We start from the raw sequence: 25,436 nt of genomic DNA, 5'->3' as shown, positions 1-25,436 counted from the left end.
TCAGAAGAACGCCTGAAGGCCTGTCTGGGCACGGCCCAGGATCAGGGCGTGGACATCATGCGTGCCCTCGTAGGTGTTCACCGCCTCGAGATTCATCACGTGCCGGATCACGCCGTACTCGTCTGAGATGCCATTGCCGCCGTGCATGTCGCGACTCATGCGCGCAATGTCGAGCGCCTTGCCGCAGTTATTGCGCTTGATCAGCGAGATCATCTCGGGGGCCCACTGCCCCTCGTCGATCAGCCGGCCGACACGCAACGCGGCCTGCAGCCCGAGCGTGATCTCGGTCTGCATATTGGCGAGCTTGAGCTGGATGATCTGGTTCGCCGCGAGCGGGCGGCCAAACTGCTGGCGGTCGAGCGTGTACTGGCGCGCGGCATGCCAGCAGAACTCGGCGGCCCCCATGGCCCCCCAGGCAATGCCATAGCGGGCCTTGTTGAGACAGCCGAATGGCCCTTTGAGGCCCTTCACATCGAGCAACTGTTCATCGGGCACGAACACAGCGTCCATCACGATTTCGCCGGTGATCGAGGCGCGCAGGCTGAATTTTCCTTCGATCTTGGGTGCCGACAGCCCCTGCATGCCCTTCTCCAGGATGAAACCACGAATCTCACCGGCTTCATCTTTGCCCCACACGACAAAGACATCGGCGATCGGCGAATTGGTAATCCACATCTTGGCGCCGGACAACCGCCAGCCGCCGTCCACCCGGCGCGCCCGCGTGAGCATGCCGCCAGGGTCGGAGCCATGATTGGGCTCGGTCAGGCCGAAACACCCCACCCACTGCCCGCTCGCTAGCTTGGGCAGGTATTTTTCCCGCTGGGCCTCAGAGCCGTAGGCGTAAATCGGATACATGACCAACGACGACTGCACACTCATGGCCGAGCGGTAGCCACTATCAACACGCTCCACTTCCCTCGCGATCAAGCCGTAGCTGACATGATTGACCCCGGCGCAGCCATAACCCTGAATCGTGGCCCCCAGCATGCCGAGCTCGCCCATTTCGCTCATGATCTCGCGGTCAAAGTACTCGTGGCGATTCGCCTCGCGCACGCGCGGCAACAGCTTGCCCTGGCAATAGTCGCGCGCCGAGTCGCGGATCATGCGCTCTTCGTCGCTCAGCTGTGCATCGAGCAACAGCGGGTCATCCCAACGAAATGCAGTTTTGTCAGCCATGATGCCCATCCTGTATTTTCCGCAATGCGGAACGTTGTGAGTTGATTGATAGTGAAAACATAAGCCAGTGCCGCTATGCTGACAACCATCGGCCAAAACTGGCGGCTATTTGTGCCGCATTGCAGAACATGGATAGTTTACCAAGCCACGACGAGCAGCCTGATGACCGCCAGTTCGTCACCGCCCTCGCCCGCGGACTCGATATCCTGCGTTGCTTCACTGTAGGCGACCGGGCGCTCAGCAACGGCGATATCGCCAGACGTACCGGGCTGCCCAAGTCGACCGTGTCACGCCTCACCTACACGCTGACGCAGCTCGGCTACCTGCACCCGGCGCAGGGCAACGGCTATCGCATCGGCCCGTCGGTGCTGTCGCTTGGCTATGTCGCCGCCAGCAGCTTGCGCATCCGCGAGCTGGTCCGCCCCTTGATGCAGGACCTGGCTGACTATTCCAATGCCCTGGTATCGCTAGCCGCCCGCGACCGGCTAGACATGATCTATCTGGAGAACTGCCGCAGCCGGTCATCCGTGACGCTACGGCTCGATGTGGGCATGCACATGCCGATCGCCACGACCTCGATCGGCCGCGCTTTTCTCGCCGGCTTGCCGAACACAGAACGCAGCTACATCATGGAAAAACTCAAGGCGCGGGCGGGCGATCGCTGGCAGGAGCAGGAAATCGGCATTCGCGCCGCGATGGAAGACTATGCCCGGCGCGGCTTCTGCCTGTCGATCGGCGAATGGAAACGGGACGTGAACTCGGTCGCGGTACCGCTCATCGTCCCCGAATTGTCGGACGTCGTGGTGTTCAGCTGCGGTGGGCCGGGTTTCAGCATCCGCCCACGGCAGTTGACAGAGGATCTGGGGCCACGCCTGGTCTACCTGGCGCAGCACGTCGCCGCACTGCTCGCGGAGGACGATGCGGGCTGACAAAGAAAAACGCCGCATTCGTGCGGCGTTTTTCTTGATCGGGCACGATGGCTGCAGTTAGGCGCGGGCCCCGCTCTGCAACGCATCCAGCATGCTGCTGACAGCACGATCGACCAGTGGCGCCTCGGTAACGACCCGCGCCGCGCCGCTACGCAACTTGCCAGCCAGGCCAGCCAGCTTGATCGACATCGCGTTCAAGCCTTCGCGATTGGTGAACACATACATGTTCTTGGTCGGGCTGACCCAGGTCAGCTTGGCCAGGATCAGGTTCTCATCGTTCTGCCGGAACTCGATCCATGTGCCACGCGCCAGATTGGCCGCCATCGCATCATAGTCATCCGCATCCGCCGCCGGCTTGATTGGCAGTTGCTCGCGCAACTTGATCAACTCTTCGGGCTGGCGCGCATTGGCCGACGAAATCAGGTCCAGTTCAAAGCTGCTGGCCGCTGGCTTGGGCTGCAAGTCTTCGAGCGGCACCAGCTCCTGCGCACCTTGCTGGACCAGCTCTTCGACAGCGACCAAGGCGGGTGGCGGCGTAAAGATCGGCTCCGACGATTGCAGCGCGCCGGCTTCGGCAAGTTTGGCCGACCCCATACCCGCCTTGATGGCCGAAGCATGGCATTGCACCAGGGCCGCAAAGAACTTCTCGCGGGCATCCTTGGGCGTCTGGTTGATATCGAGCGCCGACTCCAGGCGCTTGAGCATGTTTGGCAGCAGGCCGACCAAGCGCATGCGCTCTTCCGGAGAGCGCTTGGGCTGCACGCTCCAGATCAGGTCGTCCATGGTCTGCAGACCCTGCTTCCAGGTGTCGCTCTCACCGCCTTCCTTGACGTAGGCCGACAGCAGCAGGTTGACCCAGTGCATGGAGAGGAATTGACGAATCACGTCCGGCATGTCGTTAGCCGACACGCGCCGGTTGACCTCTTCCTCCGCCAGCGCGCGCGCGATCTCCAGCCATTCGCGGTCATAGATGACCTTGGCCGAAGTCTCGGCACGCTCATGCGCCAGCCGCTCTTCCTCACTCAGGAAGGCATCGAGCTCCTGCTTGGCATCGTCGAAGATTTCGAGATTGTCCTCGAACCCCGCCAGAATCTTCCTGACGATCTCGTCGATCTTGGTGTACAGCCGGTCCTGCTCGCCAACGGACTCGTTCCAGCCGATCGCAGCGGCCGCCAGGGTATCAAGCAACTGGCGCGCCGGGTGCGTCTTCTTGGAGAAGAACCTCTTGTCCAGCATCGCCACCTTGAGCACCGGAATCTGCAGGCGCCCGATCAGCGCCTTCATCTTGTCCGGTATCTGGCGGTCGTCGAAGATGTAGTCGAACAACATCGCGACGATGTCGATCGTCATCGCATCGACCTGGCTCGCACGCTGGCCAATGGCCGAGCGCTTGATGTCGTGCAGTACGTTCTGCGTGCCCGCCAGCATCGAGCCGACGTCAACGCCGGCGCCACCGGCCAGCACGGTTTCGAAATTGCCGTGCTGCAGATCGGTCAGCATGTCGAGCATACCGGTGTTGAGTTCGGGGAAACCGCCGGGCGGGGTCGCAAAACCGGCAGGGGCGCCACCGGCATTGCGAGACAGCAACTGCTGCAACGTCGAGAACAGCTCACCCTCTCCACCCTGCGCCATCGGTGCCGCCTGCGGCAGCGGCGGCAACTCTGCTGCCGGCTGCTGTGGCTTGGTCGGGCGTGCCGTGGGGGCCGCGCCGCTGCCACGGCGACGCAGCATGTCGGGGGTGATCACCGGCAATACATTGCGTTTGACGAGGTGCTGGTTGAGGTTCTGGTAAACGACCTGGATATCGTCAGAGATCAACTGATCGAACTGTTTCAGGATGATCAGCTTGACGTTGACCCCGGTCTCCAACTGGTTGCAGGCATCCTTGAAAGCCTCGCAGATCGCCTTGGGGCCCATCGGGTTGTCTTCATCGCCGAGCTCGGGCAGGCTCAACAGCTCACCCACGCGGCGGTCGAGCGCCAGCAGCTCATCACCGCAGTTGCTCTGCAGGCGCTTGGCAATGTCGGCCGCAGCGAGCGATGCCTCAAAGTCGTCAGCATCGACGAGGCTCAACTCCAGCTTGGAGAAATCGATCTTGTTGAACGACGAGGCATCACCGCTGCTCAGGCGCTTGTTGAAGCCCTGCAGGAAATTGCGGCGGAATTCCGCCTCCACGCCAGAGCGATGCTCGAGCGCCTTGCTGCGCGCCTCCATGTACATCTGGCGCACGTCGGTGCTGAGGGCTTTCTCGGCAAGCTCGAACAACGACTCCTCGATGCGGTCGAGCATCTTGCCGAGCGACTTTGACAGCAGTTCCGCCGCCATGTCGCGGCACTCGGACAGTAGGGAGCCCTGCTCGCCAGCGACTGGCTTGCGAGCCTTATCATAGTCACTCAGAGAGACAACCTTGTTCGGTGCGGTGTTGTTCATGATTTCATACCCATCGTTAACACCGATGTCGAAAACATCGGGTCAAGCTCGTCCATTTCAAAGCGAGCCCTGCTGTTTCCGGTTTGATGGGGGTATTGAGAGAGGAAGAATCGGGCCTCGACACTAATTCGGAGGCTAAACCGATTCAACGTTCTTAGCAATCCCGCTATCGTGGGGCTCTCGCCCGGTAGACCGGAAACTTTGCGTCCCCATCTTTCGATGGGTTTGCCCTGATTTAAGACGTCGATCTGCTCACGTCGCATTGTTATTTGACCTTTTGGCACGTTTTTTTCACGGGGCCTTAGGCTTAGTATAGCGCAACTTTGACGTCAGCATATAAGCAAATAATAAACTACCTGTGTTCCATGTCAAGCAAAAACCCAAGGCAGGGCTTTGTTTTATCATGAAAAACAGGCCGCTTATCGTTGCTCATCCAAACACAAAGCCTACCCCAAGCAAGCAGCCGCAAGCAACTTATCCACAGGTTAAATTCTCATGCCTGTGGATAGCCATCCGTTCAGCCCACGTTACGTCCGGATTGCTACAATGGCCCGATCAAGGACATGAGGAATCTCCATGCAACGGTTCACCTATTTGATTCTCGCCCTATTGGCCTACCTGCTTGCTGGCTGCGGTACGCTGCTGGAGAAGCCTCAGCCCCCGCAGCTGAGTCTGGCGGGCGTAACCTTGCTCGACGGCAATCTGCTGGAGCAGCACTTCCTGATCAAGCTGCGCGTGCAGAATCCGAATACGATCGACCTGCCGATCAACGGCCTGCGCTACAAGCTGGAAATAGCCGGCCAGGAATTCGTCATGGGGCAGACCAACCAAGCGGTGACGATACGCAGGCTCGACTCGGAGCTGGTGGAGGTTGATGCCTATGTGAAGCTGTTCGACCTGCTGAAACAACTCAAGGCACTGGGCAGGAATGGCAAAGCCCCCTACCGCCTGAGTGGCGAGGCCTTTGTGGGCAGCACCAACTGGCGTCTGCCGTTTGATCGAACCGGAGAATTCGATCTGACGCCACTGGAACGCATCCGCGGCCTGCGCCTGGATTAGGGCTGGGCCTGCACCGGCAGCCAGCTTGTCAGGGCCAGGCAGAGCGCCACCAACAGTGCCAGCTTGGCCCCCTGGAAATGGGCTGGCTGTGCGTCCTCTGCGTCGATGATGCCAATCACCCGCCCATCCAGGTCGAAGACAGGCAGACAAGCCTCCGCCTGCACTGCGGGATCGCAGATGTAATAGGCGCCACCCCGTTCGACGTAGCTCGCCACATGATCGATGACGCGAGCCTGGCCGGACAGGCCGACAGCACTATTATTGGAGTGTGCGGCAAACTCGGGCGTCAGCGGAAACTCCGCGCGGCTAGGCTTGCCGCGGTAAGCAAGCTTGACCAAGGCGGGCCCGACCGGCCGCTCGCACAGCTGGTAGACCCCAAGCCAGTCGCAGGGTATGTCGGCCAGGGTCTCGTCGAGCAGCGCGCCGATCTGCAGCAGTCGCCGGGTAGTCTGCGGCTGTACGCCCCCCAGCGCAGCCGACAGATCATAAGGGTTGGGCGCCAGCGCATCGAAGACGGAGCAGCTCCCGTCATCGCTGAGCAAGGGCACGCGGTAGCGATAGATCGCCGCCGCATCTGCCGGCTGCGGGGCGCTGGCTGGGCGGGCATCGAGCCGGGCCGCCGACTCGATCACGGCATCGGTAAATCCCGGCATGTCGGCCAATGAGCCCAGCCCGGACAAGCGCAGATAGCTTGTCAGCCGATGCGGGATGGCGTCGATCCCGACGCCCACCTCAGCGGCTCATTCCGGCCCACTTGAGCAGCTTCTGCACGTCCTGCGGTTCGAGCTCCAGCCAGTGGCCGCGCTTGAGCCGGCCAGGCAGATCGACCGGGCCAAAGCGTACGCGGATCAGCCGGCTCACCGTCAGGCCGAAATGCTCGAACATACGGCGCACCTCGCGGTTGCGCCCTTCCTTGAGAATGACGCGATACCAGTGGTTACGGCCCTCCCCACCCTGATCGACGATGCGATTGAAATGCGCCTCGCCATCGTCGAGCGTGATGCCCTTGGTCGATTCCTTCATCTGTTCCGGCGTCAGCTCACCGAGCACACGCACCGCGTATTCGCGCTCGACCTCGAAACGGGGGTGCATCATATTGTTGGCAAGCTCGCCCGAGGTCGTGAACATCAGCAGGCCGCTGGTGTTGAAGTCGAGGCGGCCAATCGCCACCCACTTGCTGCTCTTCACCGCCGGCAGGCGATCGAACACGGTCACGCGGCCATCCGGGTCGTCGCGGCTGACCAGCTCGCCCTCCTGCTTGTGGTACAGAATCACGCGCGGCAAGCGGTCCGGCCACTTGAGCGACACATTCTTGCCATCGACCCTGACCTTGTCGCCATAGCTGACCTTCTGCCCCAACTCGGCAACCTTGAAATTGATCTCCACCCTGCCGGCGGAGATCAGCTCTTCCATCTCGCGGCGAGAGCCGAGCCCGGTCAGCGCCAGGATCTTCTGCAGGCGCATGTCCTCGAGATCCTTGGGATCGACACGGCGATCGCGCAGGTCGTCGGCGCGCTTCTGCTCCTTCAGCGAGCCGGCACGCTCGCGCAGCTTGCGCGCCTTTTGCACCTGCTGCTTGGGCTGATGGGGTTCGAATGGTGCCCCCTGGGGGGCGCCCGCCTCAATGACGCGTGGGCGACGCCTCGGCGCGCCCTCCCCCTGTCCTTCGACAACCGCCGGACTGCCGGCAACAGGGCGGCGCCCCGTTGATGGCGCGCTGCCATCGGGTCGTTGGCCGCGCGAGGGCGGCTTGCCGCTCCACTCGTCGGCGGGATGCGCCGCGCCCTTGCCTGCCGGGCGGGAACGGCCACCAGTGGCGGGTTTGCGGCCAGCCACCGGGGCTTCTGCAGCGGCAAACGGCTTGCCTCGACGCGGGCCGCCCGCAGGGTCGGCACGTTTTGCATCAGGTTGGCGGCGGCCGCCGGCGGCACGCTCGTCGGGCGCGCCGGTCTTGAAAAACTGTTGGGTGTTGCGCGGTGCGCGATTACTCGGTTTGGACATCTTCTTGAACCTCGGGGAGGACTAGCTGGCCCAGCTCTTCGAGCGGTGGCAGCTCCTTCAGGGAGCTCAGGCCCAGGTCGTCTAGAAACTTCTTGGTTGTGGCATACAAACCCGGCCGGCCCGGCACTTCTTTATAGCCGATGACATCGATCCAGCCGCGGGTTTCGAGTGTTTTGACAATATTGCTGGAGACCGACACACCGCGAATCTGTTCGATATCGCCACGCGTGACGGGTTGCCGGTAAGCGATGATGGCCAGCGTTTCCATCACCGCACGGGAATAACGCGGCGGCCGCTCCGGATTGAGCCGTTCGATGTGCCCCATGAATTCGGCCCGCACCCGGAAGCGCCACCCCGACGCCAGCTCGACGAGCTCGATGCCGCGGTCGCTCCAGTCGGCCTTGACAGCAGCCACCGCCTTGCGAATCTTGTCGGCCGGAATGTCGCTATCGAACAGGCGCTTGATGTCGAATACCGACAAGGGCTCCTGCGCAGCGAACAGAGCGGCCTCAATGACCAGTTTCAGCTGATTCTGTGGTGACATAACTGAGTCTGACATAGATTGGTGCGTAAGGCTGCTCCTGGGTCACGAAAACCAGGCTCTCCTTCACCAGTTCGAGCACGGCGATGAAATTGACCACCAGCACCGGCCGGCCCGCATTGTCGTCGAACAGCTGCCGAAACGCCAGAAAACGTCCGTCGGCCAGCAAACGCAGAATGCGCGTCATGTGCTCGCGCACCGACAGTTGCTCGCGCGTAACCTTGTGGTGCAGGTTGATCTTGGCACGTGCCACGATACCGAGCCAGGCGTCACGCAAGTCGTCAATACTGACGTCCGGGTGGCGCACCATGGCCGATTGCTCGAGCGCCGCCTGCGCCCAGGCGAAATCGCGGTCGGCCTGGGGTAGCTGGTCCAGATTGAAAGCGGCAAGCTTCATCTGCTCGTACTCCAGCAAACGGCGGACGAGCTCGGCACGCGGGTCGAGGCCATCCTCGTCCGCAATGTCGGCAGGGCGCGGCAACAGCATGCGCGACTTGATCTCGATCAGCACCGCCGCCATCAGCAGGTATTCGGCGGCAAGCTCCAACCGGTTTTGCTGCATCAGCTCGATGTATTCGAGGTACTGCGCGGTAATGCGCGCCATCGGAATATCGACGACATTGATATTTTGCTTGCGGATCAGGTAGAGCAACAGATCGAGCGGGCCTTCGAATGCATCCAGGAATACGCGCAAGGCATCGGGCGGAATGTAGAGATCCTGCGGCAGCGCCAGCACCGGCTCACCAAACAGGCTGGCTAGGGGCTGTGCCGCTTGCTCGACCGTCATCGCTTTGTTCACTGAGCAGCCATCTGGCGCACCGGCCGGCTACCGAGCCAGGCGCCACCGAGGATCAACACCAGCGCAGCCATCGCAGGCAAGGTCAGCTCGCCGCCGCCGAACAGCACCAGCAGGGAAGTCGACAGTAGCGGCGTCAAATAGGCCAGCGTGCCGATGGTCCGTGCATCCCCGCGTTTCAGCGCCGCATCCCACAGAAAGAACGCCGCGCCGAGCGGCCCGATGCCAAGCATCAACAAGAACCCCCACTCGCTCGAACTGGGCCGGTAGGCGGGCTCCAGCGCGGCATGGCAAAGCAGCGACAGCATGCCGGACAGCGCGCAGAAACCGCCGATGGCAGCGGTCGGAAAAGCCGCGACCCGCTTGGTCAGCAACGAATAGCTCGCCCAGATGAACGCGGCCAGTATTGCCAGCAGATAGCCCCCCCAATGCGCACTACTGATGCTGACCGAACCACGGCTCGCGATCAGCACGGCCGCGCCGGCAAAGCCGAGCAAGCCGCCCACGATGTGGTTGGGACCCAATCTGTAGCCGCGCAGTAATAGCGGCGACAGCAGGACAATCAGCAGCGGCCACAGGTAATTCAGCAGATTGGCCTGCAAGGCGGGCGCCAGACGCAGCGCGAGGAACAGGCAGAAATGGTAGCCGAACAGCCCGGCGCACCCCAGCAGCAAGGTAAGCGGGGGCACACGCCACTCGCGCAGGCGGTGGATACTACCCAGGCTGCCGATCAACAAGCTGACGCCAACCAGCAGGAATGGCGGCACGGCAGACAGGCGCACGCTCAGCAACGCCAGGCTGGCCCAAAGAAAAATCGCCGCCAGGGCCAAACCGGTGGCGGCGCGCGTATGCATGACGGTCATCGATATCGGCGGCCGGCGGCCTCAATCTTTCACGCTGGGCTCGCCGCGGCGAGCGGTGACATCGGGGATCGATGGCGAACGGGCAATCAGCATCAGCACACCGAGCAGAATCATCAAGGCGGGCAACTGCATGTGCAGGCTCAGGTCGAAATGCTGGCGGATAAACGTAGTCACGCCCGCGCCGATCAGCAAGGGGCCGGTCACGACCGAACTCTTGTTGATGCCATCGAGCACCAGAATCGCCACGCCGCCCGCGATGAAGCCGCTGATCCACAGCCAGCTGACTTCGGGGAAGACATGGAATTCCTCCAGCAGCCAGGCGATGCCGATCACGATCAAGGCGACGGGAATAAGTGCGTTTCTCATGGTTGGTTTCAGTCGACGATCACGCCAGTGGCGCCGGCGAGCACCAGCGCCACCCGGCGACGGGATCAGTAATTCAACCCCATGGCTTCGCGCACGTCGCGCATGGTTTCCTGCGCGAGCTTGCGGGCCTTCTCACAGCCGTCGGCAATGATGTTCTTCACCAGCGTCGGGTCGTCGAGATACAGCTGGGCGCGTTCACGCATCGGCTCCTGCTCGCGCAGCACGCCTTCGATCACCGGCTGCTTGCACTCGATACAGCCGATACCGGCGCTCTTGCAGCCCTGTTGCACCCACTGCTTGGTGTCGTCGTTCGAATACACCTCGTGCAGCTGCCACACCGGGCACTTGGCCGGATCGCCCGGATCGGTGCGGCGCACGCGCTGCGGGTCGGTCGGCATGGTGCGGATCTTCTTGGTGACCGACTCGGCACCCTCGCGCAGCGAGATCGCGTTGCCATAGGACTTGGACATCTTCTGCCCATCGAGCCCCGGCATGCGCGAGGCTTCGGTCAACAGGGACTGCGGCTCGGACAGGATCATCTTGCCGCCGCCTTCAAGGTAGCCGAACAGACGCTCGCGGTCGCCGTGACTCAGGTTCTGCTGCTCGCCCAGCAGCGCGCGCGCGGCTTCGAGCGCTTCCTGATCGCCCTGCTCCTGGAAGCGATCGCGCAGTTCTTCGTAGAGCTTGGCCTTCTTGCTGCCCATCTTCTTGATGGCGGCCTCGGCCTTTTCCTGATAACCGGGCTCACGGCCATACAGGTGATTGAAGCGGCGAGCCACCTCGCGCGTCAGCTCGATATGTGGGATCTGGTCCTCGCCCACCGGCACCTGGTTGGCGCGATAAATCAGGATGTCGGCCGACTGCAGCAGCGGGTAGCCGAGAAAGCCATAGGTCGACAGGTCCTTCTGGCTCAGTTTCTCCTGCTGGTCCTTGTAGGTCGGCACGCGTTCGAGCCAGCCCAGCGGCGTCATCATCGACAGCAGCAGATGCAGCTCCGCGTGCTCGGGCACGCGCGACTGGATGAACAGCGTAGCCTGGGCCGGATCAACGCCGGCAGCGAGCCAGTCGATCACCATATCCCACACGCTGCGCTCGATGATCTGCGGATCATCGTAGTTGGTCGTCAGCGCATGCCAGTCGGCCACGAAAAACAGACACTCATGCTCGCTCTGGAGCTTGACCCAATTCTTCAGCACGCCGTGATAATGGCCCAGGTGCAGACTGCCGGTCGGGCGCATGCCCGAGAGGACGCGGTCGGCGAACATGTGAATTCCCAATCCTTACAAAAACAATGAAATCAGTTTGAATGTTGCGGCAAGAAACGGCCGCATGATGACGCCGAGTATACCGGTGATCATCAAGCCGACCAGAATGAACATGCCATAGGGCTCGAGCCGCGCCAGCGGCAAGGCCAGGTTGCGCGGCAACAGGCCGACGGCAATGCGGCCGCCATCGAGCGGCGGGATCGGCAGCAGGTTGAGCACCATCAGCACCGCATTGATCTGGATGCCTGCCTGCGCCATCAGCGAGAGTGGCAAGGCGAAATAACCGGTAGGGTTCAGCGCGGCAAGGTTGTACAGCATCGCCCAGATGAAGGCCATCGCCAGGTTGGCGCCCGGCCCTGCCGCGGCGACCCATACCATGTCCTTCTTGGGGTTGTTGAGGTTGGAAAAATTGATCGGCACCGGCTTGGCCCAGCCGAACAGGAAGCCCCCAAGCGTCACCGCCAGCAACGGAATCAGTACCGTACCGATCGGGTCGATGTGCTTCAACGGGTTGAGCGTCATGCGCCCCATCATATAGGCCGTCGCATCGCCGTGACGCTTAGCCGCATAAGCATGGGCCGCCTCGTGCACCGTGATCGCGAACAGCACCGGCAGCGCATAGATCGCAATCGTCTGCACGGCATTCAACTCTCCACCCACTCAGTCCTCCAATCCAAACGGTTTCAACGAGCCACAGCCCTGGCGCACCAGCACCGGCTCACCTTCATGCAGGTCGATCACGGTGGTCGGCTCCATACCGCAATAGCCACCGTCGAGAATCAGGTCCACCTGATGTTCGAGCAGGCTGCGAATTTCATACGGGTCGTTGAGCGGCAGCTCTTCGCCGGGCAACTGCAAGGTCGATGACAGCAGCGGCTCGCCAAGCTCGGCCAGCAGGGCCTGCACCACGGGGTGGCTCGGCACCCGCAGGCCGATCGTATTGCGCTTGGGATGCTGCAAGCGGCGCGGCACTTCCTTCGTTGCCGTGAGGATGAAGGTATAGCTGCCCGGCGTCGCGGCCTTGATCATGCGGAACTGCGCATTGTCGACACGCGCATAGGTCGCCAGCTCGGACAGGTCGCGGCAGACCAGCGTGAAGTGATGCTTGTCGTCGACCTGGCGAATACGCCGGATGCGCTCGACCGCGTCCTTGTCGCCGATCTGGCAGCCGATGGCATAGCAGGAGTCGGTCGGATAGACAACCACGCCGCCTTCGCGAATGATCTTCACCGCCTGCGCGATCAGACGCGGCTGCGGCGTTTCTGGATGTATGGAAAAAAATTGTGCCATCGTTTCAATATGGGGGTGGTTTGGTGGCGCTCAATGCACGAGCGGCCAATCGTGCCAGATGGGTGTGCAGCTGAGCGGCAAGGCCGGCAGCTTGCCCAGGCTGCACCAACCCTCGGTCGGGCTATGGAAATCCGAGCCGCACGAAGCCAGCAGGCCAAACTCGGCGGCCAGACGGGCAAAGCGGGTTACATGCTCGGCCGTATGATTGGACGTCACCACCTCGATGCCCACGCCGCCCACGGCCTTGAATTCTTCGAGCAGCGCCAGCATGCGCGCCTTGCCGATCTCGTAGCGTCCGGGGTGGGCCAGCACGGCCTGCCCACCTGCAGCGCGGATCCAGCTCACGGCATCGGCCAGGGTCGTCCACTGGTGCGGCACGTAGCCGGGCTTGCCCTTGACCAGGAACTTCTTGAACGCAGTCTGGACATCCTTGACATGGCCGTTATCGACCAGGAAGCGGGCGAAATGCGTACGGCCGACCATTTCCTTGTTCTCCGCCAGCGCCAAGGCGCCCTCGAAGCTCCCTGCGATACCGGCGCGGGCGAGATCCACCCCCATCGCCTGAGCGCGCCGCACGCGGCCGCTACGCACGAATTCGAGGCCGGCACGCAGGGTTTCGTTGGCCGGGTCGATATTGAGGCCGACGACATGCACCGTCATCTTGTCCCATGTCACGGAAATCTCGACGCCAGGCACGAAGCGCACGCCTGCAGCCTCGGCCACGGCACGCGCCTCGTCCAATCCCTTGAGCTCGTCGTGATCGGTCAGTGCCCAGACGTCACATCCGGCCGCGACGGCACGAGCCGCCACTTCGGCAGGTGCAAGCGCGCCGTCGGAGCAGTTCGAGTGGCAATGGAGATCAATCTTGAGCATGGGAAAAACTTGGAGGCAGGCCTTATATGATAACAAAATCGCCTACCCCTTGGAAAACCGCGGCTACAGCGCGCCTGCAACACTATGGACAGTTGCCTTGACATGGGGGCGAGCACGACGCACCGCCGGTGCGTGGACAACGCTGGCATGCCATTGCATAATCGCCCGCTATGAAATTCCTGTTCGATTTGTTCCCCATCATCCTGTTTTTCGCGACGTATTTCCTCAGCAAGGATATCTTCGCCGCAACGGGCGTCACCATCGCAGCCACCATTGCCCAAGTGGGCTGGGCCTGGTTCAAGCACCGCAAGGTCGATGCCATGCTGTGGCTATCGTTGGTCCTAGTGGTAGGGCTTGGCAGTGCGACCCTGCTGCTGCACAACAAATCCTTCATCATGTGGAAACCAACCGCGCTTTATTGGGTCTTTGCTCTCGCGCTGTCCGTCAGCAAGCTGTTCATGGGCAAAAACCTGATCCGCAGCGTGATGGAAGCCCAGATGCAGCTGCCGGAGGCAATCTGGAGCCGGCTCATGTGGTCGTGGGTTGTATTCTTTTTACTGATGGGCGCGTTGAACCTCTACGTCGCCTTCAGCTTCGACGAGGCCACGTGGGTCAGCTTCAAGCTGTTCGGCGGCATTGGCCTGATGCTGGTCTTTGTCGTGCTGCAAAGCCTGATGCTGGCCAAACATATCGATGAAAAACAGGAACCCCGTAAATAATGCTCTACGCGATTGTCGGCACTGACACCCCCAATAGTCTCGACGCCCGCCTGCGCGTGCGTCCAGCCCATCTCGCCCGTCTGCAGACGCTACAGGAGGCTGGGCGGCTCGTGCTGGCCGGCCCATTCCCGGCAATCGACAGCAACGACCCAGGCCCCGCCGGCTTCAGCGGCAGCCTGATCGTTGCCGAATTCGCATCGCAGGAAGACGCCCAAGCTTGGGCCGATCAGGACCCCTACCTGGCGGAGGGCGTCTATGCTTGCGTCAGCGTCAAGCCGTTCAAGAAAGTCTTTCCGGCATGACCGTTTCTGCCGGCACCATGGAATTGATGCGCGAGCGCCTAGAGGCGCTCATGCCACAAACCCTGGAAATCCATGACGAATCGTCGCAGCACGCTGGCCATGAAGGCGCCAAGGGCGGCGGCGGACACTACTGGATGACCATCGTATCGCCTGCGTTTGCCGGGCGCAGCCGTCTCGAACGCCACCGTTTGATCTACGGCGCGCTGGGCGACATGATGCATAGCCGGATACACGCGCTCAGCATCCAGGCCTATTCCTCCGAAGAAGTCTAAATCTATCAGGATCAACAACACATGAAACTCACTTCCCGTCTGCTTGCCGCGCTGCTCGCCGGCGCCATTGCCACCGCTGCCGTTGCCGCAGATCCCGCCAACGTGGCTGTCGTCAATGGCGTGGCCATTCCGCAAGCCAAGCTGGACGCGCAGCTGAAAGCCATGGTCGCCCGCGGCCAGAAAGACTCCCCGGAACTGCGCAACGCGATCAAGGACAGCCTGATCACCGGCGCACTGGTCGAGCAGGAAGCCGTCAAGAAGGGCCTGGACAAGACGCCGGACGTGCAGGCCGAGCTGGAAGTCGCTCGCCAAAGCGTGCTATTCCGCGCCTATGTACAGGACTACATCAAGGGCCACCCTGTTGCCGATGCGGACGTGAAGGCCGAGTACGACAAGTTCAAGGCAGCCCAATCGCAGCAAGGCAAGGAATACCGTGCCCGCCACATCCTGGTTAAGGACGAAAAGACCGCCAAGGATCTGTTGAGCCAGCTCAAGAAGGGCGCCAAGTTCGACCAACTGGCGACCAAGTACTCGGAAGACAAGGGCTCGGCAGCCAAGGGCGGCGACCTGGACTACAGCAACCCGGGCAACTACGTGAAGCCGTTTGCCGATGCACTGACCAAGCTGCAGAAGGGCCAGATCACGGCCGAACCGGTCAAGACCGAATACGGCTACCACATCATCAAACTCGAAGACGTCCGCGAATCGCCGGTACCCTCCCTCGACGAGATGAAGCCGCAGATCGCCCAGTTCCTGCAGCAGAAGCAGCTGGAGTCCCTGATGCGCGACCTGCGCGGCAAGGCCAAGGTCGAGTAACCGCCCTGGCACCCAGCAGCAAAAAAGGGGCCAAGGCCCCTTTTTTCATTTTCAGCGCGAGGCCGAAATCGCCTTGAGTCGGTGGGGGCTTCGTGATAAAACGAATTGTCCGCCTTTAGTCTGTGACACTACGGAGCCGCGATGAGCACGCACTACCGAGTCCACATCTCCGTCGCCCCGCTGGGTGCATCCGAATTGAACAAAACCCTGCTCGCGATACGCGAGGCATGGACTGCGCCGCATTACGTCCACAAGATCGAGCGCAACAAGGTGTACTTTCTGCAGACCTCGGCCGAAGCCAGCTTCCTGCCCGACGAAAACGAGCAGGCGTTCGCCGACCGGGTCTCCATTGCGATCTGGCGCAAGATCGGGCGTTACGTCAAAGTGGTCATCGACACCACCGACAGTGACGACGTCCCGGCCGACTGCTTCGAGTTCAACGAATACGACTATCGCAAGCTGATGCGCACCAACTGAGCGCCAGCCCAGATCAGCGACATCCTTCTACAGCCTGCTCAAGGCGCTCCACCGCTACAATCTCCATCCCCTCGATTGCCTGCTTGGGCCGGTTGGCCTTGGGTACGATGGCCTTGGTGAAACCAAGCTTGGCAGCCTCTTTCAGGCGCTCCTGGCCACGCTGAACCGGCCGCACCTCACCTGCCAAGCCAACCTCGCCGAACACGACGAGCTTTTCCGGCAAGGGCTTGTTACGCAGCGACGAGACGATGGCGAGCAGTACGGCCAGGTCGGCGGCCGGCTCGGCAATCTTGACGCCGCCGACCGCATTGACGAACACATCCTGATCAAAGCAGCCGATACCGGCATGGCGATGCAGGACAGCCAGCAGCATGGCCAGGCGATTTTGCTCCAGCCCCACCCCCAAGCGCCGGACATTGGGCGAATGCGCCTCATCCACCAGCGCCTGCACCTCGACCAGCAATGGGCGAGTCCCCTCCTGCGTCACCATCACGCAGGAGCCCGCCACGGGCTCTTCGTGCTGGGACAGAAACAGGGCCGAGGGGTTGGAAACACCGCGCAGCCCCTTGTCCGTCATGGCAAACACGCCAAGCTCGTTGACTGCGCCAAAGCGATTCTTGATGGCCCGCACCAGCCGGAAGCTCGAATGGGTATCGCCCTCGAAATACAACACCGTATCGACGATGTGCTCCAGCACCCGCGGCCCGGCAAGTGCCCCCTCTTTGGTGACATGGCCGACGAGGATCATGGTCGTGCCATGCTGCTTCGCGTGCCGGGTCAACTGCGCCGCACACTCGCGGACCTGCGCCACGCTGCCCGGGGCAGACTGCAGGCTATCGGTATACACCGTCTGGATCGAGTCGATCACCACCACCTCGGGCTGCTCCTGCACCAATGTCGCCAGGACGCTTTCCAGCCGGATTTCGGCCAACAACCGGATGGGCGCCGACTCCACCGCAAGCCGCTTGGCCCGCAGCGCGATTTGCTGGGCGGACTCTTCACCGCTGACATAGAGCGCCTGGCGCGACTCGACCACTTTGGCCAAGGCCTGCAGCAGCAGCGTCGATTTACCGATGCCGGGATCGCCCCCGATCAATATCACCGCCCCACGGACAAGACCGCCGCCCAGCACGCGGTCCAACTCTTCAATGCCAGTTGGATGCCGCGGCGTTTCCGCCGCGCTGATGCTCGAAAGATTCTGTACCGTACTGCTGGCGGCCAAGCTCGCATAGCGGCGCGGGGCCGTACCGGCCACGACCTCCAGCAGGCCGTTCCACTCGCCGCAATGAGGGCATTGCCCCTGCCATTTCGGGGACTGCCCGCCGCAGGCACTGCACTGATAAACCGTCTTAGCCTTACTCATCATCGACCTTGCTTGCATTGGTGGCGCAGAGCTTACCACCTGCGAGTCAGCATGACGGAACATTGCGCGCCCGACACAGTCAAAAACAACGTTCGTCGGCAATTTTTACACTGATCGCGTCATATTGCGGATGGCCAGGCAGAATCCTTTGACTTCACAACGATTTCGGAAAATGGCGCGAAATTTGCTATGGTTCCATCAATCACTCCCGACGTCGTGAAATGTCGAGAAACAAAGGACGGAGATGGAAAGAAAATGAGCGTTTGGCGTTGGATGGATTATTTCAAGCAGCGAGAAGGTGCCGCTAGCCAAGGGGGGAAGAACACGTTGCTGAGCGAGCAGGAAGCAGCCGAGTTCCTGCAGCCGTTTCTGCTCCACAAGAATGCGGCGGAATGGCTAAGAAGCGACCGCAACAGCGACCCGGTCATCTCCTTCATGCTGATAGAGGGTAAGGCTCATTATGCGCAGAATGATCTGCTCGAGTTCATCGAGCAGCTGATCCAGCCTGCGCAGATGTATTTCGTCAATGGCGTGCCGGCAGGCATCGAGCGTCGGGAAGGCAAGGAACGGCGCGCTTCGCTGGATCGGCGCTTTCATGCCGAAATCCAGCTTCAGCCAGGCGTGGAGCGCCGCAGCTATACCAAACCGGATCGACGTCTGCGCGGCCCGCTCGATCGCAGAGGCAAATAGGCGGAACGGTTCAGCTTCACCACCTCAACACCCCCTGGATTTTGCGGCAAGAACGCGAGTCCGCCTCACTTCCTTCGGGTCCGCCAGCAAGGCACGATAGACTTCCACCCGATCACCATCGCGCAGCACCGTGGCGCCTTCAACGGTCCGGCCAAAAATCCCCATGCGTAGCCTGTCAGCGGCCTCGCGGCATTCCGTCATCACACCGGACAGCGTAAGCGCTTGCGCCGCCGTCGTGCCTTCGGCTACCTCAAGCGCGATCAGGCGTTGCTGTTGCGGCAGCGCGTAGACCACTTCGACACGCATGGTCATGCCCCATAGACTTTGTCGGCGCGGCGAATGAAGGCATCGACGAAGGTATTGGCAATCTTGTTGAATACCGGGCCAATCACCTTCTCCAGCACGCCGGAGGAAAACTCGTAACTCAGTCGAAACTCGATCTTGCAGGCGGCATCCCCCAGGGGGATGAATCGCCACAGCCCTTCGAGATGCTGAAATGGCCCGTCCACCAGCAGCATGTCGATCTGGCTACCGGGCAGGTGCGTGTTCTTGGTCGTAAAATTGTGCTTGAGGCCGTGATAGTCGATGTGCAAGGTTGCCGTAATTTCGTTGCCATTACGTTCTAGCAGATCGGCACCAGCGCACCAGGGCAGGAACTCGCGGTACGTACCGATGGCCTCGACGAGATCGTACATTTGCTTTGCAGTGTGCTCGACCAGCACGGTTTTTACCACTTGATGCATCGTTCAGACATGAAAAAACTGTTAGAATACGCGATTTTACCCGATTCCCCGGCGCGATGAGCATCATCAACAATCGGAAAGCCTTCCACGATTACTTCATCGAAGAAAAGTTCGAGGCCGGCATCGTGCTGGAAGGCTGGGAAGTCAAGGCCATCCGGGCGGGCCGGGCACAAATCAAGGAAGCCTACGTCATCGTCAAGAACGGTGAAATCTTCCTGATCGGCGCGCACATCACGCCCCTGCTCTCAGCCTCCACGCACATCAAGCCCGATCCACTCCGCACGAGAAAACTGTTACTCAAGGCCGAAGAAATCCGCAAGCTGATCGGCAAGGTGGAGCGCGCAGGCTATACGCTGACGCCGCTCGACCTTCATTTCAGCAAGGGCCGCATCAAAGCGGAAATCGGCCTGGCCAAGGGCAAGAAGCAGCACGATAAACGCGAAGCGGAAAAAGATCGCGAATGGCAGCGCGAAAAAGCCCGCCTGATCCGCAATAAAGGCTGATCAACCGCATCACTTCCATCACCCCTCAATTCAGAGAGCAAGCCATGGACAAAATCCTCATCCTCGACTTTGGCTCCCAGGTCACCCAACTCATCGCTCGCCGCGTACGCGAGGCCCATGTCTATTGCGAACTGCATCCGTTCGACATGAGCATCGACGAGATTCGCGCCTTCCAGCCCAAGGGGATCATCCTCTCCGGCGGCCCGAACTCGGTCTATGAGAGCGACTATCAAGCCGACCCGAAGCTGTTCGAGCTCGGCATCCCGGTACTGGGCATTTGCTACGGCATGCAATGGACCGCCCAAGTGCTCGGTGGCAAGGTCGAGGGAGGAGACAAGCGCGAGTTCGGCTACGCCGAGATCCGCGCCCGCGGCCACTCCAAGCTACTGGAAGGCCTGCAGGACCGCGCCAACGACGCGGGGCACGGCCTGCTCGACGTCTGGATGAGCCATGGCGACAAGGTCACCGAACTGCCGCCGGGCTTCAAGCAGATCGCCGAAACCCCCTCCTGCCCTATCGCCGGCATGGCAGACGAAAACCGCCATATCTATGGCGTCCAGTTCCACCCGGAAGTCACCCACACCAAGCGCGGCGCAGAAATCCTGCATCGCTTCGTGCTGCATGTGTGCGACGCAAAACCAAGCTGGACCATGCCGAACTACATCGACGAAGCGGTCTGCAAGATTCGCCAGCAAGTCGGCAGCGAAGAGGTCATTCTCGGCCTGTCCGGCGGCGTCGACAGCTCGGTGGCTGCGGCACTGATTCACAAGGCTATCGGCAGCCAGCTGACCTGCGTCTTTGTCGACCACGGCCTGCTGCGCCTGAACGAGGGCGACATGGTGATGGACATGTTCGCCCGCAATCTCGGCGTCAAGGTCATCAATGTCGATGCCAGCGCAGAGTTCATGAAGCACCTGGAGGGCGTCACCGACCCCGAAGCCAAACGCAAGATCATCGGCCGCGAATTCGTCGAAGTCTTCCAGCGCGAAGCCAAGAAGCTGCCAAACGCAAAGTGGCTCGCACAAGGTACCATCTACCCGGACGTGATCGAATCGGCTGGCGCCAAGACCAAGAAAGCACACACGATCAAGAGCCACCACAATGTCGGAGGCCTGCCGGAAACCCTGAATCTGAAGCTGCTCGAACCCCTGCGCGAGCTGTTCAAGGATGAAGTCCGCCAGCTCGGCATTGCCCTGGGCTTGCCGCACGAGATGGTATACCGCCACCCCTTCCCCGGCCCTGGTCTGGGCGTACGCATCCTCGGCGAAGTCAAACGCGAGTACGCCGACCTGCTGCGCCGCGCAGACGCCATCTTCATCGAGGAATTGCGCAATACCAAGGATGCGGACGGCCTGAGCTGGTATGACAAGACCAGCCAAGCATTTGCCGTGTTCCTGCCGGTTAAGTCCGTTGGCGTGATGGGCGACGGGCGCACCTATGACTATGTAACGGCACTACGCGCGGTGGTCACCAGTGACTTCATGACCGCCCACTGGGCGGAACTGCCTTACGACCTGCTTGGGCGCGTATCCAACCGCATCATCAACGAAGTACGCGGCATCAATCGCGTGGTGTACGACGTCTCCGGCAAGCCGCCAGCGACGATTGAGTGGGAGTGATTTAACACTTGCCCCGCACTATCGGCATCTATCTAGATAGCCCATGTAAACCCCAGTTTCTACTGGGGTTTACTTTTTCCTGCTATCGACAACTATCGCTAACAAGCGAATTTTGTGGACGGCAGATCGGTCGGTTTACTTGCCAAGCAAACCCGATAACCAATGATTTACCGCCGATCGATTAGGCAACAGGTGTCGGCAAGAACTTAATATTTATTAAAAACAATCAATACCTTAGAATTAATAGCCCGCCACCTAAAAATCGCCAAGTAGATCAGGGTTTGCCAGACCTGGGTTTCTTGAGTTTCTTCGGTTTTTTCAGTACCTGTCCGAGCGCATCAGTCAGCGGCACACGATGCTCCGGCTCAAAGCCTTGCTCGTCGATGCGCGTCAGTGTCTGGTGCATCAATACTTCGATTGCCGATAACTGCCGCACCTCGTCGGCACACACCAGTGAGATTGCTTCGCCGGTTGCGCCAGCGCGACCGGTACGGCCGGTTCGGTGAATGTAATCTTCGGCAACGATCGGCAGGTCGACGTTGACCACGAGTGGCAGATCCTCAATATCCAGTCCGCGCGCGGCCACATCGGTCGCGATCAAGACTTGCACCTCGGCTGACTTGAACCGCTCGAGCGCAAGTAGCCTGGCGGATTGAGGCTTGTCGCCATGGATCGAGTCGGCACGGATACCCTGCGCGCGCAGGGTATCCACCAATTGCTCCACGCCCTGGCGAGTCTTCACAAACACCAGTACCTGGCCCCAGGCGTTTTTCCGCAGCAGATAGCTAAACAGTTCGGACTTGCGTTTCTTGTCGACCGGAATGAGCCAATGCTTAATGCCTTCTACTGTGCTGTTGCGCGGGCTGACGTCAATGGTCAGGGGATCGCGGAGCAGCGACACCGCCAGCGTGCGGATTGGGTCCGAGTACGTCGCGGAAAAAAGTAGTGTCTGCCGGTGCTTCGGAAACGCGGCGATCAAGGCGTCCAGCTCGTGCGAAAATCCAAGGTCGAGCATCCGATCGGCTTCATCAAGAACGATAGTCTGCAATTGCGTGAACTTGACCGCGTTCTTCCCAAATAAATCGAGCAGGCGACCGGGCGTGGCAATCAGGATATCGAGGCCTTTGCGCAGCTTCATCATCTGCGGATTGATGCTGACGCCACCGTAGGCCACGTGGGCTCTCAAAGGTAGATGCCGGCCGTATCCACGAAAACTTGCATGCATCTGCTCTGCCAGCTCCCGTGTCGGCACCAGCACAAGTGCACGTACGCGATTGCTGCCCACCGGCGAGCCTTCCGTCATCAGGCGTTGCAGCAATGGCAACGCAAAGCCCGCCGTCTTACCGGTTCCGGTTTGTGCTGCCGCCATCAGGTCGCGTCCGGCGAGGACGGCGGGAATCGCCTGCATCTGTACTGGCGTCGGGGTTTTGTACTCGAGTTCGTCGAGCGCCTGCAATATGGGGTCAATCAGACCAAGAGAGGAGAACGTCATGAGGGTGCAAAAAATCAGGAAGAGAGTCAGAGTGTATCCGTTTACGCACAGGAGAACTGCAACTTGATCGCCGGTTCCTTGCATCGTCGACGACGGCGGATATCCTCCGTGCTCAAGCAGGCTCACGCACTGCTGAACGGCAATCAAGATTTCTTCCAGGTCGTAACGGCGTAGACTACATCACTTGTTCTGTCGCCTTCACCAGACAGGATCCGAAGATCTTTGTGAGAAACGCCATGTCCGATACGTCCTTTCCGCTGTTTGCCGACCTTCAGCTAAACCCGCCCTTGCTTCGCGTGTTGCAAGACCTTGGCTACGAGTCCCCATCACCAATCCAGGCCGCAGCGATTCCGCTGTTGCTAGCGGGACGCGATGTGCTTGGCCAGGCGCAGACCGGCACCGGCAAGACGGCGGCCTTTGCCCTACCCATACTTGCAGGTATCGATATCAAGCCAGGGGCGCCGCAGGCCCTCGTGTTGGCGCCGACGCGCGAGCTGGCGATCCAGGTGGCCGAGGCGTTCCAGCGGTACGCCGCGTATATCCCCGGTTTTCATGTACTGCCGATTTATGGCGGCCAGAGTTACGGTCCGCAATTGGCGGCGTTGCGGCGCGGCGTGCATGTGGTCGTCGGTACACCTGGACGTGTGATCGACCACATCGAAAAGAACTCACTGAATCTCTCGCAGCTCAAGACGATGGTGCTCGACGAAGCGGACGAAATGCTGCGCATGGGATTCATCGATGACGTTGAAACCATTCTGCAAAGCACGCCAGAATCGCGCCAGATCGCATTGTTCTCAGCGACGATGCCAAGCGTGATCCGCCGCATCGCACAAACCTATCTACACAATCCCGCCGAAGTCACCATCGCCGCCAAGACCGGCACGGCGGACAACATCCGCCAGCGCTACTGGCTGGTCAGTGGCATGCACAAGCTCGATGCGCTGACGCGCATCCTGGAAGCCGAGCCGTTCGACGGCATGATCATTTTTGCGCGGACCAAGTTGGGGACGGAAGAGCTGGCGACCAAGCTGCAGGCGCGTGGCTTCTCGGCGGCCGCGATCAATGGCGACATGGCGCAGCCGCAGCGGGAACGCACCATTCAACAGCTGAAAGACGGCAAGATCGACATCCTGGTGGCAACGGATGTCGCTGCGCGCGGGCTGGATGTGGAACGCATCAGCCACGTGATCAACTACGACGTGCCACATGACCCGGAGAGCTATACCCATCGTATCGGCCGGACCGGGCGTGCCGGGCGCAGCGGCGAGGCGATCCTATTCATTGCGCCACGCGAGCGAAATCTGCTCAAGGTCATTGAGCGCGCGACGCGCCAGCCGGTGGCACCGCTGGAACTGCCAACCATCCAGGCAGTGAACGATGTGCGCATCGCCAAATTCAAGGACCAGATCAGCGACACGCTGGCAGCCGGTGGGCTGGAGGAATTCCAGTTGCTGATTGAAGACTATGAGCGCGAACAGAATGTTCCTGCCATCGAGATCGCCGCTGCGCTGGCTAAACTCGCGCGTGGCGACATACCGCTGCTGCTCGACAGGAACAGGCGCGAACCTCAGGCCAAAGGCATCGGGTTGGACGACAAAGCAGGTTTCCGAGAGCCGACGGACCGCGTTGTGCGCAATGACCGCCAGGGCAAACCGGAACGCCACAGACACCGGGAGATGACCGAGCAACCCGCGTTCCCGAGAAAACAGCGAGTGGACCGCACGCCTGAGGCCGGTATGCAAACCTTCCGCATCGAAGTTGGCCATGTGCATGGCGTCAAACCGGGCAACATTGTTGGCGCCATTGCCAACGAAGCGGCGCTGGACTCCAAGTACATCGGCCGCATTGAAATCTACGATGACTACAGCACATTGGATTTGCCGGACAGCCTGCCGGATGATCTCCTCAGTCGTCTCAAAACGGTCTGGGTAGCCGGCCAGCAGTTGCGCATCAGTCGCGATGGCGAATCGCCGACGGCGGTCAAGCGCGCAAACAAGAAATTGGCCTCACCAGCATCCGAAAGTGGCGGTTTGCGCGGTGACAAATTGCATAGCAAAGCTCACGCTGAACGCCATGGGGAAGCTGAAAAGCCAGCAGCACAGAAGAACGAGCGTAAAACCCGCCACGGCGCGGTCAACATGCAGACGTACCGCATCGAGGTAGGTCATGAACATGGCGTGAAGCCGGCCAATATCGCCGGTGCAATCGCCGACGAAGCGGGCCTTGCCCCCAAATACATCGGCCGTATCGACATTCATGAGAACTACAGCGTGCTCGAATTACCGGAAGGCATGCCGAAAGAGGTGTTCGAAAAACTGAAGATCGTGTCGGTATCCGGGCAACAGCTTCGCATCAGTCACCTATCCGGGCGCCCGCTCGAAGAGGCGGACTACCCGAGCAAGAAGATCTCAGTGTCGGCCCCCACAAAAGACGACAAGCGGAAGGGCGAAAAGAAGTCCGAGGGCAAGCCCCCATTCGACACCAAAGTCGGCGCCAAGGCTCGTCAGGAGGATGCGGCAAAGGCAAAGCCAAAATCGCATCGCAAAGGCCTCAAACCGTCATGAACGCCCCAAGATGCGCGATGAAAGACAACACAATGGACAGGAGCGAAGCTCACCCCGCCAAAACGGTGTCGAGGAGCATAAACAAGCCCCCGCTCGAAATGACGGTAATTCCACCGGTACTTTTGTCATAGTTGGATAGATGATCTATGCCTGTAGCGGCTTTAGAGAAGCAATTCATAATTGAGTAGAAATCCCTCCCGGCCCACAGGCCCCCGCAGGCCAGTCGTAACCGGCAGTGTGGATACAGCCCAAAAACAAAGCCCGCATCAAGCGGGCTTTGTTTT

26 protein-coding genes, 1 pseudogene and 1 riboswitch are annotated in these 25,436 nt (G+C 60.8%); of the genes and pseudogenes, 11 read left to right on the top strand and 16 right to left on the bottom strand.

What is annotated here, in order from left to right; translation table 11 throughout:
* Complete coding sequence (locus ABWL39_RS06805; protein WP_367788413.1) at positions 1–1,176, bottom strand: acyl-CoA dehydrogenase; 1,176 nt, start codon at positions 1,174–1,176, stop codon at positions 1–3.
* A gap of 128 nt (positions 1,177–1,304) precedes the next feature.
* Here ABWL39_RS06805 and ABWL39_RS06800 point away from each other — a divergent pair, with 128 nt between their 5' ends.
* The gene (locus ABWL39_RS06800) at positions 1,305–2,105 is read left to right on the top strand and encodes an IclR family transcriptional regulator (protein ID WP_367788411.1); all 801 of its coding nucleotides are present in this window, start codon (positions 1,305–1,307) and stop codon (positions 2,103–2,105) included.
* A gap of 57 nt (positions 2,106–2,162) precedes the next feature.
* Here ABWL39_RS06800 and ABWL39_RS06795 read toward each other — a convergent pair whose 3' ends face one another.
* Positions 2,163–4,535: a DUF1631 domain-containing protein gene (locus ABWL39_RS06795; RefSeq protein WP_367788409.1), complete on the bottom strand. Its 2,373-nt coding sequence runs from the start codon at positions 4,533–4,535 to the stop codon at positions 2,163–2,165.
* A gap of 153 nt (positions 4,536–4,688) precedes the next feature.
* A riboswitch (cyclic di-GMP riboswitch) is annotated at positions 4,689–4,775 on the bottom strand.
* Positions 4,776–5,111: 336 nt separating this feature from the next.
* Between ABWL39_RS06795 and ABWL39_RS06790 the strand changes: the two genes are divergently transcribed.
* Complete coding sequence (locus tag ABWL39_RS06790; protein WP_367788407.1) at positions 5,112–5,594, top strand: LEA type 2 family protein; 483 nt, start codon at positions 5,112–5,114, stop codon at positions 5,592–5,594.
* Here ABWL39_RS06790 and ABWL39_RS06785 read toward each other — a convergent pair.
* The 10 genes from ABWL39_RS06785 to ABWL39_RS06740 form a co-directional block, all read right to left on the bottom strand.
* Entirely contained in the window at positions 5,591–6,325 is a 735-nt protein-coding gene (locus tag ABWL39_RS06785; protein ID WP_367788405.1) for a GAF domain-containing protein, read from the bottom strand. The two genes, ABWL39_RS06790 and ABWL39_RS06785, sit on opposite strands and share 4 nt — an antisense overlap.
* 1 nt (position 6,326) lies before the next feature.
* Positions 6,327–7,595 (bottom strand): 23S rRNA pseudouridine(2605) synthase RluB, encoded by a 1,269-nt coding sequence (gene rluB / locus ABWL39_RS06780; RefSeq protein ID WP_367788403.1) that lies wholly within the window; start codon positions 7,593–7,595, stop codon positions 6,327–6,329.
* The gene (scpB, locus tag ABWL39_RS06775; RefSeq protein ID WP_367788401.1) at positions 7,579–8,139 is read right to left on the bottom strand and encodes an SMC-Scp complex subunit ScpB; all 561 of its coding nucleotides are present in this window, start codon (positions 8,137–8,139) and stop codon (positions 7,579–7,581) included. Before scpB ends, rluB begins: the two co-directional genes overlap by 17 nt.
* A complete protein-coding gene (locus tag ABWL39_RS06770; RefSeq protein WP_367788726.1) occupies positions 8,105–8,923 on the bottom strand; it encodes a ScpA family protein in 819 nt (272 codons plus the stop codon). The genes scpB and ABWL39_RS06770 overlap by 35 nt, the downstream gene beginning before the upstream one ends.
* A gap of 8 nt (positions 8,924–8,931) precedes the next feature.
* Positions 8,932–9,786: a DMT family transporter gene (locus ABWL39_RS06765; protein ID WP_367788399.1), complete on the bottom strand. Its 855-nt coding sequence runs from the start codon at positions 9,784–9,786 to the stop codon at positions 8,932–8,934.
* A 30-nt stretch (positions 9,787–9,816) separates the two neighbouring features.
* Positions 9,817–10,161, bottom strand: coding sequence for a hypothetical protein (locus ABWL39_RS06760; RefSeq protein WP_367788397.1), 345 nt, complete (start codon positions 10,159–10,161; stop codon positions 9,817–9,819).
* A 65-nt stretch (positions 10,162–10,226) separates the two neighbouring features.
* Positions 10,227–11,426 (bottom strand): tryptophan--tRNA ligase, encoded by a 1,200-nt coding sequence (locus ABWL39_RS06755; RefSeq protein WP_367788395.1) that lies wholly within the window; start codon positions 11,424–11,426, stop codon positions 10,227–10,229.
* A gap of 15 nt (positions 11,427–11,441) precedes the next feature.
* Positions 11,442–12,086: a site-2 protease family protein gene (locus ABWL39_RS06750; RefSeq protein WP_367788393.1), complete on the bottom strand. Its 645-nt coding sequence runs from the start codon at positions 12,084–12,086 to the stop codon at positions 11,442–11,444.
* Complete coding sequence (locus ABWL39_RS06745) at positions 12,087–12,716, bottom strand: L-threonylcarbamoyladenylate synthase (protein WP_367788391.1); 630 nt, start codon at positions 12,714–12,716, stop codon at positions 12,087–12,089.
* Between the two features lie 30 nt (positions 12,717–12,746).
* Positions 12,747–13,589: a 3',5'-nucleoside bisphosphate phosphatase gene (locus ABWL39_RS06740; RefSeq protein ID WP_367788389.1), complete on the bottom strand. Its 843-nt coding sequence runs from the start codon at positions 13,587–13,589 to the stop codon at positions 12,747–12,749.
* 170 nt (positions 13,590–13,759) lie between these two features.
* Here ABWL39_RS06740 and ABWL39_RS06735 point away from each other — a divergent pair, with 170 nt between their 5' ends.
* The 5 genes from ABWL39_RS06735 to ABWL39_RS06715 all read left to right on the top strand — a co-directional run bounded on the left by ABWL39_RS06735 (position 13,760) and on the right by ABWL39_RS06715 (position 16,175).
* Positions 13,760–14,308: a septation protein A gene (locus tag ABWL39_RS06735; protein ID WP_367788387.1), complete on the top strand. Its 549-nt coding sequence runs from the start codon at positions 13,760–13,762 to the stop codon at positions 14,306–14,308.
* Positions 14,308–14,610, top strand: coding sequence for a YciI family protein (locus tag ABWL39_RS06730; RefSeq protein WP_367788385.1), 303 nt, complete (start codon positions 14,308–14,310; stop codon positions 14,608–14,610). The genes ABWL39_RS06735 and ABWL39_RS06730 overlap by 1 nt, the downstream gene beginning before the upstream one ends.
* Entirely contained in the window at positions 14,607–14,882 is a 276-nt protein-coding gene (locus ABWL39_RS06725; protein ID WP_367788383.1) for a BolA family protein, read from the top strand. Before ABWL39_RS06730 ends, ABWL39_RS06725 begins: the two co-directional genes overlap by 4 nt.
* A 21-nt stretch (positions 14,883–14,903) precedes the next feature.
* On the top strand, positions 14,904–15,698 hold the full coding sequence (locus ABWL39_RS06720; RefSeq protein WP_367788381.1) for a peptidylprolyl isomerase: 795 nt from the start codon (positions 14,904–14,906) through the stop codon (positions 15,696–15,698).
* 141 nt (positions 15,699–15,839) lie between these two features.
* Positions 15,840–16,175, top strand: coding sequence for a hypothetical protein (locus ABWL39_RS06715; RefSeq protein ID WP_367788379.1), 336 nt, complete (start codon positions 15,840–15,842; stop codon positions 16,173–16,175).
* Between the two features lie 13 nt (positions 16,176–16,188).
* Here ABWL39_RS06715 and radA read toward each other — a convergent pair whose 3' ends face one another.
* On the bottom strand, positions 16,189–17,538 hold the full coding sequence (radA, locus tag ABWL39_RS06710) for a DNA repair protein RadA (protein ID WP_367788724.1): 1,350 nt from the start codon (positions 17,536–17,538) through the stop codon (positions 16,189–16,191).
* 273 nt (positions 17,539–17,811) lie between these two features.
* On the opposite strand from radA, the gene ABWL39_RS06705 reads away from it, so the two are divergent.
* The gene (locus ABWL39_RS06705; RefSeq protein ID WP_367788377.1) at positions 17,812–18,228 is read left to right on the top strand and encodes a hypothetical protein; all 417 of its coding nucleotides are present in this window, start codon (positions 17,812–17,814) and stop codon (positions 18,226–18,228) included.
* 24 nt (positions 18,229–18,252) lie between these two features.
* Here ABWL39_RS06705 and ABWL39_RS06700 read toward each other — a convergent pair whose 3' ends face one another.
* Both ABWL39_RS06700 and ABWL39_RS06695 read right to left on the bottom strand, forming a co-directional pair.
* Positions 18,253–18,534, bottom strand: coding sequence for an RnfH family protein (locus ABWL39_RS06700; protein WP_367788375.1), 282 nt, complete (start codon positions 18,532–18,534; stop codon positions 18,253–18,255).
* A gap of 2 nt (positions 18,535–18,536) precedes the next feature.
* Complete coding sequence (locus ABWL39_RS06695; protein ID WP_367788373.1) at positions 18,537–18,971, bottom strand: type II toxin-antitoxin system RatA family toxin; 435 nt, start codon at positions 18,969–18,971, stop codon at positions 18,537–18,539.
* 56 nt (positions 18,972–19,027) lie between these two features.
* Here ABWL39_RS06695 and smpB point away from each other — a divergent pair, with 56 nt between their 5' ends.
* Positions 19,028–19,474, top strand: a complete 447-nt coding sequence (gene smpB, locus ABWL39_RS06690) for an SsrA-binding protein SmpB (RefSeq protein WP_367788371.1) — start codon at positions 19,028–19,030, stop codon at positions 19,472–19,474.
* Between the two features lie 44 nt (positions 19,475–19,518).
* Complete coding sequence (guaA, locus tag ABWL39_RS06685; protein ID WP_367788369.1) at positions 19,519–21,093, top strand: glutamine-hydrolyzing GMP synthase; 1,575 nt, start codon at positions 19,519–19,521, stop codon at positions 21,091–21,093.
* A 286-nt stretch (positions 21,094–21,379) separates the two neighbouring features.
* Here the strand turns inward: guaA and ABWL39_RS06680 are convergent.
* Positions 21,380–22,585, bottom strand: a pseudogene (locus tag ABWL39_RS06680) (DEAD/DEAH box helicase); the annotation flags it as partial.
* A 236-nt stretch (positions 22,586–22,821) separates the two neighbouring features.
* Between ABWL39_RS06680 and ABWL39_RS06675 the strand changes: the two are divergent.
* On the top strand, positions 22,822–25,152 hold the full coding sequence (locus ABWL39_RS06675; RefSeq protein WP_367788367.1) for a DEAD/DEAH box helicase: 2,331 nt from the start codon (positions 22,822–22,824) through the stop codon (positions 25,150–25,152).
* The last annotated feature ends 284 nt before the right edge of the window (positions 25,153–25,436 follow it).

Source organism: Chitinivorax sp. PXF-14 (assembly GCF_040812015.1).
Classification (GTDB): Bacteria; Pseudomonadota; Gammaproteobacteria; order Burkholderiales; family SCOH01; genus JBFNXJ01.
This window is presented reverse-complemented; position numbering and strand designations above follow the sequence as displayed.